The organism is Acinetobacter lwoffii, from assembly GCF_022967985.1.
GTDB lineage: Bacteria > Pseudomonadota > Gammaproteobacteria > Pseudomonadales > Moraxellaceae > Acinetobacter.
The window spans coordinates 117,578-138,588 of sequence record NZ_JALJVC010000002.1 but is presented as its reverse complement, the minus strand read 5'-3'; the positions used below and the strand labels follow the sequence as shown (position 1 = coordinate 138,588).

General features: G+C 45.3%; 15 protein-coding genes. 1 reads left to right on the top strand and 14 read right to left on the bottom strand.

The features are described from left to right. Positions 1–5: 5 nt before the first annotated feature. The 11 genes from MWG72_RS02075 to MWG72_RS02025 form a co-directional block, all read right to left on the bottom strand. Complete coding sequence (locus tag MWG72_RS02075) at positions 6–596, bottom strand: LemA family protein (RefSeq protein WP_005108521.1); 591 nt, start codon at positions 594–596, stop codon at positions 6–8. 183 nt (positions 597–779) lie between these two features. Beyond that, the gene (locus MWG72_RS02070) at positions 780–2,201 is read right to left on the bottom strand and encodes an FAD-dependent oxidoreductase (protein WP_247143124.1); all 1,422 of its coding nucleotides are present in this window, start codon (positions 2,199–2,201) and stop codon (positions 780–782) included. Positions 2,202–2,274: 73 nt separating this feature from the next. Further along, positions 2,275–6,750, bottom strand: coding sequence for a glutamate synthase large subunit (gene gltB / locus MWG72_RS02065; protein ID WP_247143123.1), 4,476 nt, complete (start codon positions 6,748–6,750; stop codon positions 2,275–2,277). A 449-nt stretch (positions 6,751–7,199) separates the two neighbouring features. Further along, complete coding sequence (locus MWG72_RS02060) at positions 7,200–8,078, bottom strand: hypothetical protein (RefSeq protein WP_044109019.1); 879 nt, start codon at positions 8,076–8,078, stop codon at positions 7,200–7,202. A gap of 10 nt (positions 8,079–8,088) precedes the next feature. Further along, positions 8,089–9,168: a 3-dehydroquinate synthase gene (gene aroB / locus MWG72_RS02055; protein ID WP_247143122.1), complete on the bottom strand. Its 1,080-nt coding sequence runs from the start codon at positions 9,166–9,168 to the stop codon at positions 8,089–8,091. Between the two features lie 28 nt (positions 9,169–9,196). Further along, on the bottom strand, positions 9,197–9,733 hold the full coding sequence (gene aroK / locus MWG72_RS02050; protein WP_005101380.1) for a shikimate kinase AroK: 537 nt from the start codon (positions 9,731–9,733) through the stop codon (positions 9,197–9,199). Positions 9,734–9,769: 36 nt separating this feature from the next. Beyond that, complete coding sequence (locus MWG72_RS02045) at positions 9,770–11,923, bottom strand: type IV pilus secretin PilQ (RefSeq protein WP_247143121.1); 2,154 nt, start codon at positions 11,921–11,923, stop codon at positions 9,770–9,772. 17 nt (positions 11,924–11,940) lie between these two features. Further along, on the bottom strand, positions 11,941–12,468 hold the full coding sequence (locus MWG72_RS02040) for a pilus assembly protein PilP (protein ID WP_005108515.1): 528 nt from the start codon (positions 12,466–12,468) through the stop codon (positions 11,941–11,943). Next, on the bottom strand, positions 12,468–13,190 hold the full coding sequence (locus MWG72_RS02035) for a type IV pilus inner membrane component PilO (protein WP_005108513.1): 723 nt from the start codon (positions 13,188–13,190) through the stop codon (positions 12,468–12,470). Before MWG72_RS02035 ends, MWG72_RS02040 begins: the two co-directional genes overlap by 1 nt. Continuing rightward, positions 13,187–13,825, bottom strand: a complete 639-nt coding sequence (locus tag MWG72_RS02030) for a PilN domain-containing protein (RefSeq protein ID WP_180180631.1) — start codon at positions 13,823–13,825, stop codon at positions 13,187–13,189. The genes MWG72_RS02035 and MWG72_RS02030 overlap by 4 nt, the downstream gene beginning before the upstream one ends. Further along, positions 13,825–14,883, bottom strand: coding sequence for a pilus assembly protein PilM (locus MWG72_RS02025; RefSeq protein WP_004644949.1), 1,059 nt, complete (start codon positions 14,881–14,883; stop codon positions 13,825–13,827). Before MWG72_RS02025 ends, MWG72_RS02030 begins: the two co-directional genes overlap by 1 nt. 165 nt (positions 14,884–15,048) lie before the next feature. Here MWG72_RS02025 and ponA point away from each other — a divergent pair, with 165 nt between their 5' ends. After that, positions 15,049–17,574, top strand: a complete 2,526-nt coding sequence (gene ponA / locus MWG72_RS02020) for a penicillin-binding protein PBP1a (protein WP_247143120.1) — start codon at positions 15,049–15,051, stop codon at positions 17,572–17,574. A 50-nt stretch (positions 17,575–17,624) separates the two neighbouring features. Here ponA and MWG72_RS02015 read toward each other — a convergent pair whose 3' ends face one another. From MWG72_RS02015 to MWG72_RS02005, 3 genes are read right to left on the bottom strand one after another with little or no spacing between them, the layout of a single operon-like run. Beyond that, on the bottom strand, positions 17,625–18,428 hold the full coding sequence (locus MWG72_RS02015) for a putative RNA methyltransferase (RefSeq protein ID WP_247143119.1): 804 nt from the start codon (positions 18,426–18,428) through the stop codon (positions 17,625–17,627). Positions 18,429–18,482: 54 nt separating this feature from the next. Beyond that, on the bottom strand, positions 18,483–19,601 hold the full coding sequence (mraY, locus tag MWG72_RS02010) for a phospho-N-acetylmuramoyl-pentapeptide-transferase (RefSeq protein WP_004644946.1): 1,119 nt from the start codon (positions 19,599–19,601) through the stop codon (positions 18,483–18,485). After that, positions 19,602–21,005: a UDP-N-acetylmuramoyl-tripeptide--D-alanyl-D-alanine ligase gene (locus MWG72_RS02005; protein WP_247143118.1), complete on the bottom strand. Its 1,404-nt coding sequence runs from the start codon at positions 21,003–21,005 to the stop codon at positions 19,602–19,604. It abuts the gene before it with no gap. Positions 21,006–21,011: the final 6 nt, after the last annotated feature.

The following is a 21,011-nucleotide window of genomic DNA, read 5'->3' as shown; positions in this document are numbered from 1 at the left end:
ATTACTTATTCAAAGGAAACCGTTGGTGCTTTCTGTGCACTTTGCTCGGCGCTAAAGTTCGGTTTGGTGTCCATACCAATCACTTTGGCGGTCATGACTTGCGGGAACTGGCGCGCATAAGAGTTGAAGTCCTGTACTGTCGTAATATAACGGTTACGTGCCACTGCAATCCGGTTTTCAGTTCCTTCTAGCTGCACCTGTAAATCACGGAACTGCTGGTTCGCTTTCAAATCTGGATAATTCTCAGTGACGGCTAAAAGACGAGACAAGGCACTGGTCATCTGGGCCTGTGCTTCCTGATAGCGTTGGAATAGTTCAGGATCTTCTAGTACTTCACGATCTACTTTCAGGCCGGCAACATTGGCACGTGCTTGGGTCACTTCTGTTAAGACCTGCTCTTCATGCGAGGCATAACCTTTGACCACATTGACCAGATTAGGCACCAAATCGGCACGGCGCTGATACTGGTTCTGGACTTCCGACCAGGCTGCCGTTACGGCTTCATCTTTGACTTGTAAGGTGTTATAGCCGCAACCACTCAGGGTCAAGGTACTGGCTAGCATTAAGGCGATAAGAGATTGTTTGAATACACGCATGATATCTTGTCCTCAATTCTTTATTAATATTTATATAATTAATTTGATTTTAAACAGTATTTTCTAAAGTTTTGTTACTTTTTATAATCTTTTTTAATGGCCTCTCTTTAAGTTAGACAATATCCAAAAACAAAAAACCCGCCGTAGCGGGTTGTTTAAATGAATTCAGTGAATTTTCAACTGTTAAACATCTAGATAATCCAGGATACCTTCAGCTGCCTGACGACCTTCCCAGATCGCAGTCACTACAAGATCCGAACCGCGCACCATATCACCACCAGCGAAGATTTTTGGATTTGAGGTCTGGAATTTGTATTGCTGCTGCTCAGCGGCAACGACACGACCTGAACCATCCAGATTGATTTCCACATCGGTGAACCAGTCTGCTGGACTGGTACGGAAACCAAAAGCAAGCAGGACTGCATCCGCTGGAAGAATTTCTTCTGAACCCGGAATCGGCTCTGGACTACGGCGACCACGACTGTCCGGCTCACCCAGCTGAGTAGTAATAAATTTCACACCGGTCACTTTACCATTTTCACCGACAATTTCGATCGGCTGACGGTTGAACTGGAAACTCACCCCTTCTTCACGCGCATTTTGCACTTCACGGCGTGAACCTGGCATATTTTCTTCATCACGACGATAAGCACAAACTACCGATTCAGCACCTTGACGGATCGAAGTACGGTTACAGTCCATGGCCGTATCACCACCGCCTAAAACGATGACCTTTTTACCTTCCACGCTGATGTATTCAGCTGGGTCTTTTTCCCAGCCCTGACAACGATTGACATTGGCAATCAGGAAATCCAGTGCATCATACACACCATCCAGATCTTCACCGGCAAAACCACCTTTCATATAAGTATAGGTGCCCATGCCCATGAATACCGCATCATAATCTGCAAGTAACTGGTCGATGGTCACATCTGTGCCAATTTCAGTATTCAGACGGAATTCCACGCCCATACCGGTGAAAATTTCACGGCGGCGCTTCATTACGTCTTTTTCCATTTTGAATTCTGGAATACCAAAAGTCAGCAAACCACCAATTTCCGGACGTTTATCAAAGACCACAGGTTTTACCCCGTTACGCACCAGAATATCTGCACAGCCAAGTCCTGCAGGACCTGCACCAATGATTGCGACTTTTTTATTGGTCCATTGCACATTGGACATATCTGGACGCCAGCCCAATGCAAAGGCGGTATCGTTGATATATTTTTCTGCATTCCCGATCGTCACCGCACCGAAACCGTCGTTGAGGGTACACGCCCCTTCACACAGACGGTCTTGCGGACAGACACGACCACAGACTTCTGGTAGGGTGTTGGTCTGGTGACACAGTTCAGCCGCCTGGAACAGACGTCCTTCAGACACCAGTTTCAACCAGTTGGGAATATAGTTATGTACCGGACATTTCCACTCACAATACGGATTACCACAACCTAGGCAGCGATGCGTCTGGTTGGCTGCAATTTCCGCGGTATAAGGCTTATAAATTTCCACAAATTCTGCTTTGCGGACATCAATCTCTTTTTTCTCTGGATCTTGGCGTGCGACATCCAGGAATTGAAAGTCATTATTCAGGCGTTCTGCCATGTCTCTCTCCGTGGGGAGATGTAAGGGGGTTCACAGTTGCCTTACATCTGCCTATGTTTCTGCAGTAGTGGAATTATTGTGGATCAGCTTGAGTTGTTTTTAACAGCGTTTGCAAGTTGGCTGCTTTTGGTTTTACCAACCAGAACTTGCGGCTGTAGAAGTCAAACTCATGGCGGATCTTGTACGCCCAAGCACTACCCGTTTCTTTAATATGTTCATCCAGGATACGACCCAGGAAGGCTTTATGCTCTTCCATCGCTTCCGTAGAAATACGATTCAGCTCAATCAGCTCGTGGTTATAATGATCAACGAAGTCATTATCCAGATCAAGTACATAAGCAAAACCACCAGTCATACCTGCACCGAAGTTATGCCCAACCTTACCCAGCACTGTCACAACACCACCGGTCATATATTCACAGCAGTGATCACCTGCACCTTCAATCACGGCAAATGCACCCGAGTTACGCACCGCGAAACGCTCGCCCGCTGTACCCGCTGCATATAACTTACCGCCAGTCGCACCGTACAAACAGGTATTCCCAATAATCGCGGTATTTTGGGTCTGGAATGGCGAACCTTTTGGCGGGAAGATCGAGATACGACCGCCAGCCATGCCTTTACCGACATAGTCATTGGCATCGCCTTCCAGGCTGATATGTAGACCACCAGCATTCCAGACCCCCAGCGACTGACCCGCAGTACCATTCAGGTGAACTTTCACCGGATGGGCTTCCATGCTCAGGTTGCCATAGCGTTTCGCAATTTCACCAGATAGACGGGCACCAATTGAACGGTCACAGTTACCGATCGTAAAGCTATATTCACCGCCAGTTCCCGCTTCAATCGCAGGCAGAATCTCATCTACCATCTTTTCAGCCAGAATGCCTTTATCAAATGGCGCATTGCCCTGTACTTCGCAGTACTGTGCTTTACCTTCTGCAGCAGGATGCGACTCCAGCAATTTGCTTAAATCAAGATGTGCATGCTTTTCAGTTTCACCCGGCAAAACTTCCAGCAGATCCGTACGGCCAATCAGGTCTTTCAGACTCGATACCCCAAGTGCTGCCAGCCATTCACGGGTTTCTTCAGCAATAAAGGTGAAGAAGTTGATCAGCATTTGTGGCTCGCCAATATAATGCTCTTGACGTAAATGATCTTGCTGGGTTGCTACACCGGTTGCACAGTTATTCAAGTGGCAGATACGCAGGTATTTACAACCCAAGGCAATCATTGGGGTTGAACCAAAGCCGAAGCTTTCTGCACCCAGAATTGCTGCTTTTACGACATCCAGACCGGTTTTTAAACCGCCATCTGTCTGTACGCGAACTTTACCACGCAGGTCATTGACACGAAGGGCCTGATGCGCCTCAGAAAGACCAAGTTCCCACGGTGAACCTGCATGATGAATTGAAGAAAGTGGAGAAGCCGCTGTCCCGCCATCATAACCAGAAATGGTAATGAAATCGGCATACGCTTTCGCTACACCTGCCGCAATCGTACCGACACCCGGTTCAGAAACCAGCTTAACTGATACCATCGCCTGTGGGTTAACCTGTTTTAAATCAAAGATCAACTGTGATAAATCTTCAATTGAATAGATGTCGTGATGCGGAGGTGGCGAAATCAGGGTAACGCCCGGCACAGAGTAACGTAAACGGGCAATGAGACCATTCACTTTACCACCCGGCAACTGACCACCTTCACCTGGTTTTGCACCTTGCGCGACTTTAATCTGGAGAACTTCTGCTGATGTTAAATAAGCAGGCGTTACACCAAAACGGCCCGATGCAATTTGTTTGATTTTCGAGTTACGAATAGTGCCGTAACGCGCTGGATCTTCACCGCCCTCACCCGAGTTTGAACGACCACCAATCGTATTCATGGCAATCGCAATCGCTTCGTGCGCTTCAGGTGACAGTGCCCCCAAAGACATGCCGGCAGAGTCAAAACGCGGCAGAATATCTTCAACTGATTCCACTTGTTCGACTGGAATCGAGTTGTCTGTTTTCAGTTTGAATAAGTCACGGATCGTTGCGATCGGACGGTTATTCACCAGTTCTGCATATTCTTTAAAGTCTGCATAATTACCCGAACGTACTGCTTTATGTAGCGAGTTGATCACGTCTGGGTTAAAGGCATGGTATTCCTTGCCGAATACAAATTTTAGCAGACCACCCTGATCGATTGGTTTACGGTTTTTCCAGGCAATATCCGCCAACTGTTTTTGATCATTTTCAAGATCGACAAAAGTGGCACCCTGAATACGGCTTGGCACACCGATGAAGCATTTATCCACCACTTCATTAGATAAGCCCACTGCCTCAAACAGCTGACCACCACGATAAGAAGCAACCGTAGAAATACCCATTTTGGAAAGAACTTTCAGTAAACCTTTTTCAATCCCTTTACGGAAATTGTTTTGTGCATAAATCGGGTCACCCAATAATTCACCTTTGGCGACCAGATCATTGATCACGTCATAAGCCAGGTATGGGTAGATGGCTGTCGCACCAAAACCAAGTAGCACGGCAAACTGATGTGGATCACGAGCAAAACCGGTTTCAATAATCAGGTTAGCGTCAGTACGCAAACCGGTCTTGATCAGGTGATGATGCACCGCACCGGTGATCATAAAGGCATTGGCAGGCAAGTAACCTTCACGGATTTTCTTGTCGGAAAGCACTAGTAAGGTTTTACCATCACGAATGGCTTGTGCAGATTCTTCACAAATACGCGCAATCGCTGCTTCCAGACCTTCGGTTTCAGCATAGTTCAAGTCAATATCTGCAATTTCATAACCGGCACGACCCAGCGTACGGATCTGATGCATTTTCGAATTAGAAAGTACAGGACTGGAAATGATCAAGCGGTCTGCATGCTCAGGCCCTTGCTCAAAGACGTTTTGTTCACGACCTAAACAGGTTTCCAGTGACATCACAATCGATTCACGTAGCGGATCGATCGGCGGGTTGGTCACCTGTGCAAACTGCTGGCGGAAATAATCCGACACATGGCGCACCTGACGAGACAATACTGCCATTGGGGTATCATCACCCATTGAACCTACAGCTTCCTGACCGCTTTCAGCAATCGGACGCAATAACTGGTCACGCTCTTCAAAGGTCACCATGAACATTTTTTGTGCCGCTTTCAGGCCATCACCTTTTAAGCCTTGATCACATAAATATTCTTCCAGCTCTGGACTGCCTTGCAAACGCACAGAATTTTCACGTAACCATTCACGGTATGGACGCATACGTTTCAGATGATTATTGACATCTTGCGTATCCAGTACCTTGCCAGTCTGCGTGTCGATGACCAGCATCTGGCCTGGGCCGACACGGCCTTTAGAAATCACATCTTCAGGTTGGTAACCCCAGACACCAATTTCAGACGCCAACGTGATATAGCCATTTTTGGTAATCACCCAACGCGCAGGACGCAGACCGTTGCGATCCAGCATACAGATCGCATGACGACCATCCTGAATCACCAGACCTGCAGGGCCGTCCCAAGCTTCCATATGTTTTGAGTTGAATTCATAGAAAGCACGCAGATCAGCATCTAAGGTTTCCACATTTTGCCAAGCAGGCGGAACCAGCATACGGAGTGCACGGAACAGATCCATGCCGCCACCCACCAGAATCTCCAGCATGTTGTCCAAGCTTGAAGAATCTGAACCGGTACGGTTCACAATTGGATTCAGTTCAGTTAAACCTGGTAATAACGGATTTTCAAATTTTGGTACACGTGCCATGGCCCAGTTACGGTTCGCAGTAATGGTATTGATTTCACCATTGTGTGCCAGGTAACGGAACGGTTGTGCCAAAGGCCAGCGAGGCAAGGTATTGGTCGAGAAGCGCTGATGGAACACCACAATATGCGATTCCAAACGTGGATCAGCCAGATCTGTATAAAAATCTGCAATCGCTTCCGGCATCATCAAGCCTTTATAACTGATCACCGTTGAACACAAAGTTGTGACATAGAAAGACGTATCATTGCTTAAAAGCTGCTCTGCACGACGGCGTGCCAGGAATAACTTACGGTTAAATTCAACCTCAGTCACACCCATTGGACAATTAACAATAATCTGTTCAAATGCCGGCATTGACCGCAACGCAATTTCACCCAACGCATCTACATTGGTCGGAATCACACGCCACGCCAAAACGATTAAACCTTCAGCTTCAATCTCTTTGTTTAAAACCTGTTTGGCATGCGCAGCGAGCGCCGGATCAAGATTTAGAAACACCGAACCCACAGCAAATACTTCACTCAAGGTGGTATCACTTAAGCGTTTCGCTTCTTCACAGAAGAATTTTTTCGGCATTGCTAAGAGCAGACCACAACCATCTCCCGTCTTGCCATCCGCGGCAATACCACCACGATGAGTCATACAACTCAAACTATGAATCGCGGTCTTGACGAGATCATGGCTAGCATCGCCCTGCATATGGGCGATCAAACCGAAACCACAGTTATCTTTAAACTCATCCGGTTGGTATAAACCTTGAGCGGGAGCTACATTATTAGGCGATGGCATGTGCATAGCGTACCCTTCTTTCACTAAGCCTCAACAGGCTATTAAACAATCTAAATTTTTCTCTGCGCTGGCGTCTAATGGACTTTCGAAGACCGTCTTGGTAGAGCAAAAGCATTTTTCTTTATTTCTCCAGACTAGTCCTTTTTTAGACTAAATGCATAACAAATAAAGTTTATTCTGCTCATGAATAACATAAAAATCTGGAATAAATATGACATTCATACGGTGTCATCGAATCATTTTTCGCGCTAAAACAGGGAGATTAATTCAATTCATGCACCAATAAAGCAAATTCCATGCCAACAAACAGCGCATAAATTAAAACAATACAGATGACAAAGATTTAGCGCAGAACAGCATTCTAAGGGTTAATTTTAATGTGCATTTTTTGCACCAAAAGCGCCCATTTTTAATTCTGTAATTTTTTGGATGCGCTATTTTAGACCGGACTAATTAAATGGATCACTAATCTCGTTATTTTGAGGACGCGGATTACTGCCCTGAGCAGGTCGATTATTGTTATTTTGTGGTTGAGGTGTACCTTCTACAGCACTTTCAGATTTCTGTACATCAACTACATTTCCCGATGAATCACGGCGCACAATTGTGGTACTGGTAGTCGCAGCATCAGAGCTACGCGGCTTGGACTCAGTTTGGGTTTGCTGCTGTCTAAGTCGTACCGATTCATCTACTTTCGGCAAAGGCACATTTTTCAAACGAATTTCGTAAAGCTTTTGATTACTGGCCAACTCCTCTGAACCCAGATTATTGACCAGACTGACATATTGCTGCATTGCTACAACTTCAGGCTTGACTGAGGCCGGTAAATTTAACTTCAGTGTAGAGAGTGCCTGATTAGCTTGCGCCGCCGTCTTATATTGACCATATAACAATACATATTGTTCTGGCTGATTTTCACCCGAGATTCTTAAATAAATAAAAGGTTTACGATCGAACTGTTTCTTAAGAAAACTTTTTAAAATGGCTTCATTGGTCACACGAAATAATTCAATGGCGTGCTGGTTTTTCGCTTCATTGACAAATTTGGTACCGCGAAATTCCGGCTCATGACTGGCATTCACGACGGTACGCGTATTTAGGTCCAATGGTTTCACTTCCTGAAAAAGCGCACCAAGATGGGTCATTGTGGCTACTTTTTCCGGCTGAATCTGCAACTGAACTTCAGTTTCAGGCTTTTTTTCAATTTCGATGACATCATCTGAATCAGTCACCGCCCAAAAGACTAAGGCAGCAAATAGGCAGCCTACTCCACAGACCAGCCAGAAATAATGCTGAATCTTTTGCCAAGGAGTATGTAATGCTGCCATAAAACTAAACCTATGCTTGACTGGCTAAAATTGCCTGTTTCATTAACTCGAGATCAAAGTCCCGGGTAATCACTGCTTCGCCTAATTGCTTTAATAACACCAGACGCAATTGTCCATTTAAGACTTTTTTGTCATGTGCCATATAGGCCAGAAAATCATCCAGAGGGATTTTAGGACAAACCACAGGAAGTTTGGCACGAGAAATGATTTTTTTTGTACGTTCTAAATCTTCTTGAGAAATCCAACCCATACGCTGTGACAGATCCGCAGCCATCACCATACCGGTGGCAACAGCCTCGCCATGTAACCACACCCCATAACCCAGGTAGGATTCAATCGCATGACCAAAGGTATGACCTAAATTAAGTAAAGCACGTTCCCCTTGCTCCTTCTCATCATTGGCCACGATCCGTGCCTTATGCGCACAGGAACGATAAACGGCTTCAGCCAATAATTTCTCATCACGAGCGACCAGAGCATCTATATTCTCTTCAAGCCAGACTAAAAATTTTTCATCACCGAGTAGGGCATATTTAATCACTTCAGCCAAGCCTGCTGAAAGTTCGCGATCAGGCAAAGTAGCAAGCTGCGACATATCCGCTAGTACCACTTGCGGTTGCTGGAAAGCCCCAATCATATTTTTACCCAATGGATGATTAATCCCGGTTTTACCACCGACACTTGAATCTACTTGCGACAGCAAAGTCGTCGGTACTTGGATAAAATAGACACCGCGCTGGAAACAGGCCGAAGCAAACCCGGCCATATCTCCAATCACACCACCACCCAACGCAAGCACAGTACAGTCCCGGTTAAACCCGGCTTCAAGCAGTGCATCAAAAATCAGATTCAGATACTGGCTATCTTTATATTTTTCACCATCAGGCAAAACACAGTTCGCGACACGCTTATCCAAAGCCTCAATCGCCGTTTGATAACGCTGCAAATAAAGTGGTGTAACCGTAGTATTGCTCACAATCATCACTTGCTTGCCATGAATATAGGGTGCCAATAAGGCTTGTGGATCCAGATCGCTCCCGATAAAAATAGGGTAACGGCGTTCTCCGAGTTCTACATATAAGGTTTGCATGCTTGATTAACCACTTTATTCAATGAACTTAGTTTTTAGAAGTAATGAGATTGAGAATCCGTTGCGCCAGATCTCGTGCAGCACCCTGATTGGTCTCAATAATATGATGCGCCACTTCCCGATACAAGGGATCACGGACTGCCAATAAATCCCGTAACTTTTGTTCCGGATTTTCGACTTGGAGGAGGGGACGGTTTTTATCGCGATAGGTACGTTGCAGTTGAATTTCAACCGGCGTATAGAGATAGACAACAATTCCGCGCTGTTTCAGATAATCCCGATTTAAGGTCTGAGTAATGGCCCCACCACCAGTGGCTAAAACCAGATGGGGACGTGAGGTAAGGTCATTAATGACAGCAGTTTCACGGTCACGAAACCCCTGCTCCCCTTCTTTTTCAAAAATCCAGGGAATGGTCGCTCCTGTTTTACGTTCAATTTCATGATCACTGTCTAGAAATTCACGTCCTAACAATTCTGCGAGATGTCGTCCTACTGTTGTTTTACCGGCCCCCATCGGCCCTACCAAATAAATATTTGGTAGGGTTTCAAACTCTTTGCTTGGCAAGGAGTCACCTATTCGTTTTGTTAAATTCAAAATATATTAATGATTTCTTGAAACACTGTCATTAACAATTCGAGGTGTAACGAAAATCAGCAACTCACGTTTGTTATCCGCCTTTAAATCTTTACGGAATAAACGACCTACATAAGGGATATCTCCCAAGAATGGCACCTTGGTTTGCGCATTACGAGTTTCCTGCTCAAAAATACCACCTAAAACGACTGTTTCACCATTATCCACCAAAACATTGGTGTTGATCTGGTTTTTGTTAATAGTGAGTTGTCCGGTCGGTGTCGGGTTGCCTGGAGAGTCACTGGTAATATTGAGTTCCATCTGCACTTTACCATCTGGCGTAATACTTGGCGTAACATCCAGACTTAAGGTGGCATCAATAAATTCCGTGGTAGACACTGCATTCGCACCACCACCCTCTGCTGACTGGTATGGAATTTGTGAACCAGATGCAACAGTCGCTTTTTGCTTGTCCGCTGTCAGTACTTTAGGGGTAGAAATCACCTCGCCATAACCATCTGCCTGAAGTGCAGAAAGCTCAAGATCAAGCATAAAATCAGAGAGACTGATTAAACCAAAGGCAATACGGCTTGCACCCTGACTAGTAACCCCCAAGTCCACATTAAGATTATCCGGTCGTTGAATCGTATACTTACCATCATCATCAGGTGTTTTTAAATCCCATAATGTAGTATCACTACCACCTACCAATAAATGATTATTATCAGTTATACCTTGAGACAGAAGCCCCCATTTCACCCCCATCTCTTTGGTGAAGTCAGTGGTAGCTCGCACAATACGTGCTTCGACCATCACCTGCTTGACCTGTACATCAAGTAGATCCACCATATTCCGGATTTTATCAATAAAGAGCTGAGTATCATTCACAATAATGGTATTAGTTCGTGCATCAACAGATACTGAACCACGTGAACTTAATAAACTTTCTCCACCATCATTATTATTCGTGCTACTCGAACCACCTGAGCCAGATGCCCCTTTATTCTGTGTAATCAGTTTTTCAATATCAGCGGCTTTGGCATAACTGAGCTGCATATATTCAGTTTGGATAGGGGCAAGTGCAACACTCTGCTTAATAGCCTTAGCTTCTTCCTCTTCAGCCTTAATCAGCTCTGCAACTGGTGCGATCCAGATCACATTGCCATTACGGCGTTTATCCAGATTTTTGGTTTTTAGCACAATATCCAGCGCCTGATCCCACGGTACCTCTTTCAAGCGCAAGGTAATGTTACCTTGTACACTATCTGCAGCCACCATATTGATATCGGTAAAATCAGCCAGGAGCTGTAGTACACGACGGACTTCGATGTCCTGAAAATCTAAAGAAATCTTCTTACCCGTATAGGCAACGGTTTTAGGACGCAATGGACTCTTGGCTTCTGGTCGTTTCAAACTGATGGTCAGCTTGCTATCAGTCTGATAAGCCATATATTCATAACTTTCCGCAGACTGAATCGTAATGACTCCTGAACCATTTTGATTCACGGCATCAACACTCGATACCGGAGTCGCAAAATCATTGACATTGAGTCGACGTGTCAAATGTGCAGGGATTTTAGAGCCTAAAGTCCGTACAATAACTTTAGTACCCTGCTGTTGTACATCAACCGGGGTATTATTACCTGCTAGATCAATAACGACTTGACCCTCACCTTGCGCACCGCGCTGGAAACCAATGTTGCTAATACCCTGAGCTGACTGTTGCTGCACAGGTTGAGTTATGGCTACAGGAGTTGCCGAGTTAATTTTAAGAATAAAGGTATTGCCTTCCACGCGAGTCGTAAAGGCTCCGGCTTCGGTCAGATTTACCGTCAGACGTGCCCGCTGCGCATCCGAAGTGACATCGACCGAACTGGCTTCACGTGTTGCCACCGGAATACTGCTTTGTTTTAAATTCTGTTGGGCCTTGTCAAAGTCCAGAATCAAACGTGACGGTGATTCTAATTGGTAGGCTTGTGGTTGTGGTGGCAAACCATTGAACATCACCCGAATCTCAGTTCCTTGCCCAGGAAGCTGCATAGGTACTATATTGGTCATTGAAACCTGCGCACTGGCCGCTTGCATCACCGCAATCGCAACAGCACCCATTGAAAACTGACGAAACACACGATTCATTGTATTAGCATCCCCAAAAACAAATTCTTTAATACTCTTATTCATTGTTATTCCTTTAAAACTTATGGCGCCGGCCCGATAAGAACCAGACTTCGCGGACGTTCCACATATCCCTCACGACCATCGGGAATAATCTCAATCAAATCGATCTGTGTTGGTGTAATTCCAACCACACGACCATGATTAAGTCCCATATAGCTACCACGTTGGATCCGCTCAACCTCACCATCAGGCGTCTGGATTAAAGCCAGAATCTGTCCTGCCTGATTGCGCATACTGCCTTTCATGGTTAACGTTTCCAGCGGATAACTTTCTAGCGGTTGTAGTTGACGTGATAGGTTTGGATAAACCCGTTTCCCCGCCATAATTTTCAGTTCAGCAGCCAAAGAGCTTGGTAAAAAAGGACTTTTGATTTGGTGCGCTGCATAATTAAAAGTTTCCACTGGCATAAAATCAGGTGCAGGTTCAATCGGTAAAGGTGGCTGATTACGGATGTTGGCCATTTCCTGATTGACGGCATCAATACGTGAATCACACCCCACTAACAAAAACCCAAGCGTTAAAGCCGAAGTAATTTTAATATTCTTCATTACTGCGCCCCCTGAGTAGTGCTATTAACTGCAGATTGTTCTGCCGCACCTTCCGCATTACCGACATAACGATAAGTTTTGGCTTTCACCACGTAATCAATGACCGGAATTTCAGATTTTTTCTCTTTGTTTTCAGTACCAATAATGGTGAAATCATGTAGCGTGACAATACGCGACAAGCCGGCAATACTGCTGACAAAAGAACCAAAAGCGTGATAATCCCCAGTCGCTTCAATTGCAATCGGCTGTTCAATAAAGAACTCTTGTTTAATTTCAGGCTCTAGACGGATATTTTTAAACTTCAGGCCTGAATTCACACCGCTCAGGTTAATATCTTCAACCAGACCCGGAATCTCAGTTTCTTTCGGTAACTGTTCTAACTGCTGGTTAAAACGGGCTTCCATTTCCTGAAGCTGGATTTGATATTGTTGTAAATTGCGTAATTTGGATTCTTTTTCACGAAATTCATTCAGCAGGTTTTGTTCCTGAGCACTGGCTTGTGAAATCGATTCAATCGTGCTTCTGATCATGACAAAGTAAATCACCGCAAATGCCAATGCAGCAATGAAGATCCAGCAGGTAATTTTGACCGACAAAGGCCAGCTACCATAATTGTTTGGATCTAATGTATTGAATTGCTGAAAAAACTTTTCAACAGTCATTTTGTTTTTGGGTACAGCGACGACATCCTGGCTGAACTCATCGAATTCTTCATTACTCATGATGATGCCCCCGTAGTTGTAGCGACTGCTTGTTGTTCTTCGTTAAGTACTGGCTGAGCGATTTGATCCAGATCTACCGTCACGGTAAAACTGCCATAGGACTCTTCCACACGTGGAATAATCGAGCTAGGTGCCTTTTCTTTTGCTTCTTCAGCCACTAGGAAAGCGTTCATAAAGGCATTTCGATACCAAGATGAAGCTTCCAGATTACGGAGCAGTTCTGCGACCGTATTTGGACTCTCAGCTCGACCTTCAATAGTAAACTTGTCACCGGTACGCTGGAATTTGGTGATATACATATTGCTTGGGGTCACCCGTACAATTTCATCAATCAAATGTACCGCAATCGGACGCTGAGTTTGTAGACCCTGAATCAGTTTCATCCGTTCAACAATCGCATTACGCTGCTCTTGCAAACCTTCAAGCGCCTTTAACTGCACATCCAGATTCTGGTTGGTACTTTGAATCAGCTGATTGGCCTGCTCCTGATCCTGAAGTTTGTGATCATAATAAAACCAGGTTGAACCTGCTGCCGCTAATCCCAAGAAAAGCGCCCCCACGCAGATTGCCACAAATTCATTATTTCTTTTAATTCTTAGCTCATCACGCCAAGGAAGTAAGTTAATTCTTGCCATTAATCAAAACTCCTTAATGCCAAACCGCATGCAACCATGAGTGATGACGCGTCATTTTCAATTTTTTTAATATCAATTTGAGGAGAAAAGCCCATTTGTAAAAATGGATTCGCGATCGTGACACGGTAACCGAGTTTTTGTTGTAATAATTTTGCCAGACCTGGAATATTGGCATTCCCGCCGGCCAGTAAAATATGGTCAATCTCATTAAACTGAGAAGATGAAAAGAAGAATTGTAATGAACGCGCTGCCTGTTGTACCACGGCATCCAGAAATGGTTCTAGCACTTCAATATCATAATCATCCGGCAAGGCACGGGTTTTTTTAGCACGTCCAGCTTCTTCAAAGGATAATCCATAACGATTCTGAATTTCCTGAGTTAATTGCTTACCGCCAAACACCTGCTCACGAGTATAAATAATCTTGTTGTTCTGCATCACCGACAAGGTCGTCATACTATGACCAATGTCTAAAATACCAACCGTATTGACCCCCATCGGTAAAGTATCCGAAAATACCTTAAAGGCATTTTCCAGCGCAAAACTTTCTACATCTGCAATCTTAGGCGTTAGACTGCTAATCTCTAAAACTTCAGAACGTGCTTCGACATTTTCAATTCGGGTAGCGACCAGCAGTACATTGACCCGGTTCGGATTGGAAAGGCGGTCTGGCAGAACTTCAAAATCCAGACTTGCTTCATCGAGTGGGAAAGGAATGTATTGTTCTGCATCTTCACGAATCTGAACTTCACGTTCATCATCTGACATGTCTGCATCCATCTCAATGATTTTGGTGATGACCATTGAAGTTGGAATCGCAAAAGCGGCCTGATTCGACTGGGTATTACCCAAATTAATTGCACGCCCAAGGGCATCAGCGACTGCTTCTGGGTTTAAAATGTTTTTTTCAACAACACTGTTTTCCGATAATGGGATCAAAGCATAGCTCTCTACCCAGTAACGGCCACTTTTTACAGAAAGTTCTAAAACCTTAACAGAAGTCGAACTAATATCGACTCCTATTAACCCCTTATTTGGTTTACGATATAACCTGCGCACAATACACTTCCTATTATTTTTTTGTCCCCAATTCAATCTAACTTACCAATTGGTCCAGTCTATAATTTTATATAGATACAATAACTCATCTAACAATATGGATATCGACAGGATATACTGACCGGTAATTAGTTCGCCATTAGCTCTTATTAAAACTTACTTGTTATGAAAAAGCTATCTTGTTCAGGCCTTGTTCATCCATTTTTTTTGATCATTATCATTATACTGATCTCAATTCCGATGGGTTTCTATGGCATGTATCTCTATATTGCCCCATCTTTGCCTGAAATGTCTACGCTTAAAAAGGCCCCTTTATTAAAGCCTTTACAAGTTTTTAGTTCAGATAATGAATTAATTGCCGAATATGGAGGCAAGCTTTCTGTTCCCGTGAAATATGAACAAATTCCGCCCGAGTTTATTCATGCTTTCCTCGCCGCTGAAGATTCCAGCTTTTTTGAGCATAGCGGAATCAGCTTTAAAAGCTTGGGCCGCGCACTCAGTGAAACGGTGACTGGCTCGGATGTACAGACCGGCGGTTCGACCATTACCATGCAAGTGGCAAAAAACTATTACCTTAGCCCTGAACGGACGCTAAAGCGTAAACTGACAGAAATTTTTCTGGCTCGTAAAATTGAGCAAAACTTAAGTAAAGAAGAAATTCTGACCCTGTATGTCAATAAAATTTTCTTGGGGAAAAATGCTTACGGCATCGCCGCAGCAGCTAAAATTTACTATAACAAGAGCTTAGAAGAGCTTTCAATTGCACAAATGGCCATGATCTCTGGCCTGCCTAAAGCACCTTCTCGATATAATCCGGTCGCCAATCCCAAACGTGCCTTGGAACGTCGTAACTGGATTTTGGGTCGTATGCTACAACTAGGCTATTTGAACCAGAGCCAGTATCAGCAAGCCATTGCTGAACCGGTTAATCTGGATATGCCTGACCGGAGCACCCGAAACAAATTCCCTTATGTCGGTGAGATGGTACGTTCTGAACTGGTACAAAACTTTGGTGAACAGGCGGTAGATTCCGGCTATAAAGTCTATACCACCATTCATAGTGAACGTCAGACCTATGCAGAACAAGCAGTACAGGAAGGTTTAGAAGCCTATGACCGTCGACATGGCTGGCGTGGTGCTGAAGCACATGATCAACCCCTCGACAAGTTCCGTGCTTATGCCAACACTTATCCTGCGCAAGTAACTCAGGTGGGTAATTCCAGTTTTGAAGCCCTCATGCAGGACGGAAGCAGCGTGACTGTTCCCTGGTCAGGTATGTCCTGGGCACGTCGCTTTCGTAACGTCAATAGTGTAGGTGGTGCACCGAGCAAAGCGTCCGAGATTGTCAAAGTCAAAGACATTGTTCGTTTAAGACCTAATGAAAATAAAACCTCTTGGTCATTGGTGCAGATTCCCAATGTGCAAGGACAATTGATTGCCATCAACCCAAATAATGGTGCGATTGAAGCCATTGTCGGGGGATATAATTTTTATCAGTCGAAATTTAACCGTGCAACCCAAGGCTGGCGTCAGCCGGGCTCAACCATTAAACCTTTTGTTTATGCCCTGGCTTTAGAACGTGGCATGACACCGCATACCATGGTCAATGATGCACCCATTACCATTGGCAAATGGACGCCACGTAACTCGGATGGCCGTTATCTGGGTATGATCCCGCTACGTCGTGCACTTTATCTGTCACGTAATACAGTCTCAGTGCGCTTATTACAGGCCGTCGGGATTGAACGTACACGTCAGTTATTTATGGATTTTGGTTTACAAGACAGTCAGATTCCACGTAACTATACCATTGCCTTAGGCACCCCGCAGGTTCTTCCGATTCAGATGGCGACTGGCTATGCCACCTTTGCCAATGGCGGTTACCGAATTCAGCCGCATTTTATTACCCGCATTGAAGATGCCTATGGCAATACCATCTTTGAAGCCAAGCCTGAATATGCCTGTATTTCATGTATTAATGAAAAAGAAGAAACAGTTCAAGCCACTGACCCCATTACCGCAGATGACGAAGCAATTGCAATCAACAATACAACTTTAGAGCAACAACAGGCCCCACCTAAAGTCTCTGCCGAAGACAGTAATTATCGTCAGGCACAGCGTATTTTAAAATCCAGCTCTGCCTATGACATGGCCAACATTTTGCGTGACGTAATTCAACATGGTACTGGTCGTGCTGCATTAAGAATTGGTCGCAGCGATATTGGCGGGAAGACCGGTACCACGAACGATGCCAAAGACGCCTGGTTTGCTGGCTTTAATGGCAAGCTGGTCACTGTCACCTGGGTAGGCTTTGACCAGCCGACAACTTTAGGTCGTCGTGAATATGGTGGTGTGGCAGCTCTACCGATATGGACCGATTTTATGGGCAAGGCATTAAAAGGCCAGCCGGAAGCATGGGTACGTTTAGACCGGAATGCCAAGGCACCAGTAAATCGTAATAAGGGGGTTCAGGCTGATGAAGCACAGAATGATCCATCTTCTCCGCCTCTGGCGACAGCGCTTTACCGTCCTGCACCTGTGGTCGTCCCGAAACGCACAGAAACTGACTTTGAAGATTTGCCAGATCAACCGATTCGTTTACCAGATAATGAAAGTTCTGCACCTCAAGAACAGCCTCTTCAGCCGAACCGGGTAGACTCACTGGAAAATCTGATCGAAGAAGTCCAGTAATCTGACGATATAAAAAAGCCCTCAGTTGAGGGCTTTTTTATATGCATTTTTTATTTTTTCTGAAACAGGTAAATCTGATATTGAGCCAGTAATTCAAACTGATCCTGCTGTTCGAGTGCTAAACGGTGTTCCAGCTTGGCCTTATAAGCATATGGCGTCATCGCAATCAGGTTTTTCAAATCTGCCTGTGGCAAAATCATCGGTGCATCAATCACCTGCTCACTGATCAGATTAAATTCATCTTGTAACTGCTCAACAAACTTCTGCGGCTCATGTGGTTTCACTTCTTCAAACAGCGCTTCACGCATGGCATATAAATGTTGTGGTGCTGGTGTCACCACCATCAAATAAGACTTCGGCTTCAAGACCCGCAGGATTTCCTGTTTGGGAATCGGACTGAATAAACTGGTACACAGATCAATCGATTCATCTAGTACAGGCAAGGTTGCCCCGGTTCCCACCACCCAAGTAATGTCTTTATTCAGTCTGGCAGCCACCTGAACTGCATTCTTGGCAATATCAACTCCCACACATTGCAGCACTTCAGCCTGCATGGCATTGGTGTAATAGCCTTCTCCACAGCCAATATCTAAAAGGTTCTCAATCCGCAACTCGCGAATCTTTTCCACGACAGCCTGTTGCAAAGGCGCATAATGACCTGCACTAAGAAATGCGCGACGTGCCTGCACAGACTCAGGCGTATCTCCCGGGTTTTTGCTGTGCTTATGCTGAACCACATGCAGGTTCACATAGCCTTGTTTGGCGACATCGTAACTATGATGATTCTCACATCGCCATGTTCTTTCATTTAAGCTCAACTGCTGGCGACAGACTGGGCACATGAGTAAATTCATCATTTTCTCCAAAACAAAAAAGCCGGCATGCGCCGACTTTTTCTCATGCATTTTCTAACGCAATTTTAAGGTCATTAGACCCAAAACTACCAGCATAATCGTAATAATCCAGAAACGAATCACCACCTGGGTTTCACGCCAGCCTTTCTTTTCATAATGATGATGTAGCGGTGCCATCAGGAATACACGTTTATTGCGCATTCTTAATGAACCAATCTGCAAGAACACTGAAACCGCTTCCACCACAAAGACACCGGCCATAATCGCAAATACGATTTCCTGACGAACCATGACGGCAATCGTACCGAGCATTGCACCGAGAGATAAAGCACCGACATCCCCCATAAATACTTGGGCTGGATGGGCGTTATACCAAAGGAAAGCCAGACCCGCTCCGATCATGGCAGCACAGACCACCACCAGTTCAGACGAATATTTTACATAAGGAATATGCAGATAATTGGCAAAGCGCACGTCACCGGCCAAATAGGCAAATACGCCCAAACCTGTAGCAACCAGCACGATTGGCATGATTGCCAGACCATCCAGACCATCAGTCAAGTTCACGGCATTAGAGGCACCGTTAATCACGAAATAGGTAAAGATAATAAAACCAATGCCCAATGGGATCATCGATAATGGAATGCTTAGGTCTTTAAAGAATGGAATCAGCAGATCCAGCATATTCGCGGTATGCACCGGATTAGTCTGTTGCTGTGCAATGACATACAAAGCAATACCAGCACCCAAAGAACCAACTGAAGTCCAAAAGAATTTTTTCTTCGCAGGCAAACCCGCATTGTCTTTATAACGGATTTTAATCCAGTCATCGGCCCAGCCAACGGCACCGAAAATCACCATCACACCCAGCACAATCCAAACATAAGGATTGGAAAGATCTGCCCAGAGTAGAGTTGAGATACCAATCGAAAGCAGGATCAGCACCCCGCCCATGGTCGGCGTGCCCATTTTCTTAGCATGGTTTTCAGGGGCATACGAGCTGACTGCCTGACCATATTTCAGCGCCTGAAGCTTGCGAATCATTACAGGACCGAGCACCAGACCGATGGTCAATGCCGTCAAGACACTGAGCAAAGCACGTAAAGTTAAATAACGAACCACCTGAAACGTGCTGTCAAAGCCCGCCAAATGTTCAAAGAGCCATAACAGCATTTAGAGTTTCTCCATCAATGCAGCCATCAATGTTTCCATATGGGTAAAACGCGACCCTTTAAACAGGAATGACATCGGCTGAGGTTGATGTGTTTCAATCAAACGAATTAAAAACGGTAATGCCTGCTCCTGATTCAGGAAAGCCTGCATTTTTTTACCATATTGTGTACTACGAGCACCTTCTTGTGCGGCAGGCGCAAATTCACCTACAGCCACCACAAAATTAATGCCTTTCACCGAGACCAGATCCCGACCGAGCTTGTAATGCTCGATTGCGGCAGATGAACCGAGTTCACCAATATCGCCGGTGACCATCACCCGGATGCCCTGCTGCTGCGCCAGAACTTCAGCCGCTGCACGCATCGAACCCGGATTGGCATTGTAGGTGTCGTCAATAAATAAATAGTCTTTGTACGGAATAAAGTTCAGACGACCTTTGGCACCCACGGCCTGTTCCAGACCGGCCACGATATCATCCAGACCAATACCGATCGCCAGGGCAAAAGCTGCTGCTGCGGTCGCATTTTCAACATTATGCTCACCGGCAAACGGCAACTGAACTGTTTTGGAGCCTTGTGCTGTATTCAGGGTAAAGCTTGAAGATTGAGCTTCAAGTACTACATCGCTGGCATAGACTTCACCACCAGCACCAAAACTTAAGCTTTTTTCAGTTCTTACTGCGGCACGAATGACTTCAGCAAAATCATCTGCAGCAGGAATAATTGAGGTTTCAGAGATATGCGCATAAATCTCGGATTTCGCGCGGCAAATCCCGTCACGACCGCCAAATTCACCTAAATGCGCAGTCCCGATATTAATGATCCCCGCCACATGCGGCTGCACCATTTTTGAAGTGTAATCAATTTCACCCTGATGACTTGCACCGAGTTCCATTACTGCATATTGATGTTCAGGACGCAGCTCAAGCAACATCACTGGCACACCAAGGTCATTATTCAAATTACCACGTGTCACCAAGGTCGGTGCCAGACGCGACAAGATGCTCCCCAACATTTCCTTAGTCGTGGTCTTGCCACTACTGCCGGTCAAGGCAATCACTTTGAGCTGAGGATTCTGCTGACGGCGATAAGCACCCAACAATCCCAATGCCAGACGGGTATCTTCTACCACTAGCTGGCAAATATCAGCATCCACCGGACGGCTGACAATGGCAATGTCACAACCTTGAGCCGCCACTTGCGCAATAAAGTCATGTGCATCAAAACGCTCGCCTTTCAGCGCAAGAAAAGCATCACCAGCTTCTGCATCACGTGAATCAGTCAAAATCCGCTTGATCTGGCCTGCAGGCTTTTTATCATTCAGCCAGTAGCCTTGGGTGGCCTGCTGTAATTGTTCTATGCTCCACGGCTCCAGCGCCGCAGTACTTGTTGTTGAGGTATGCATATCTGA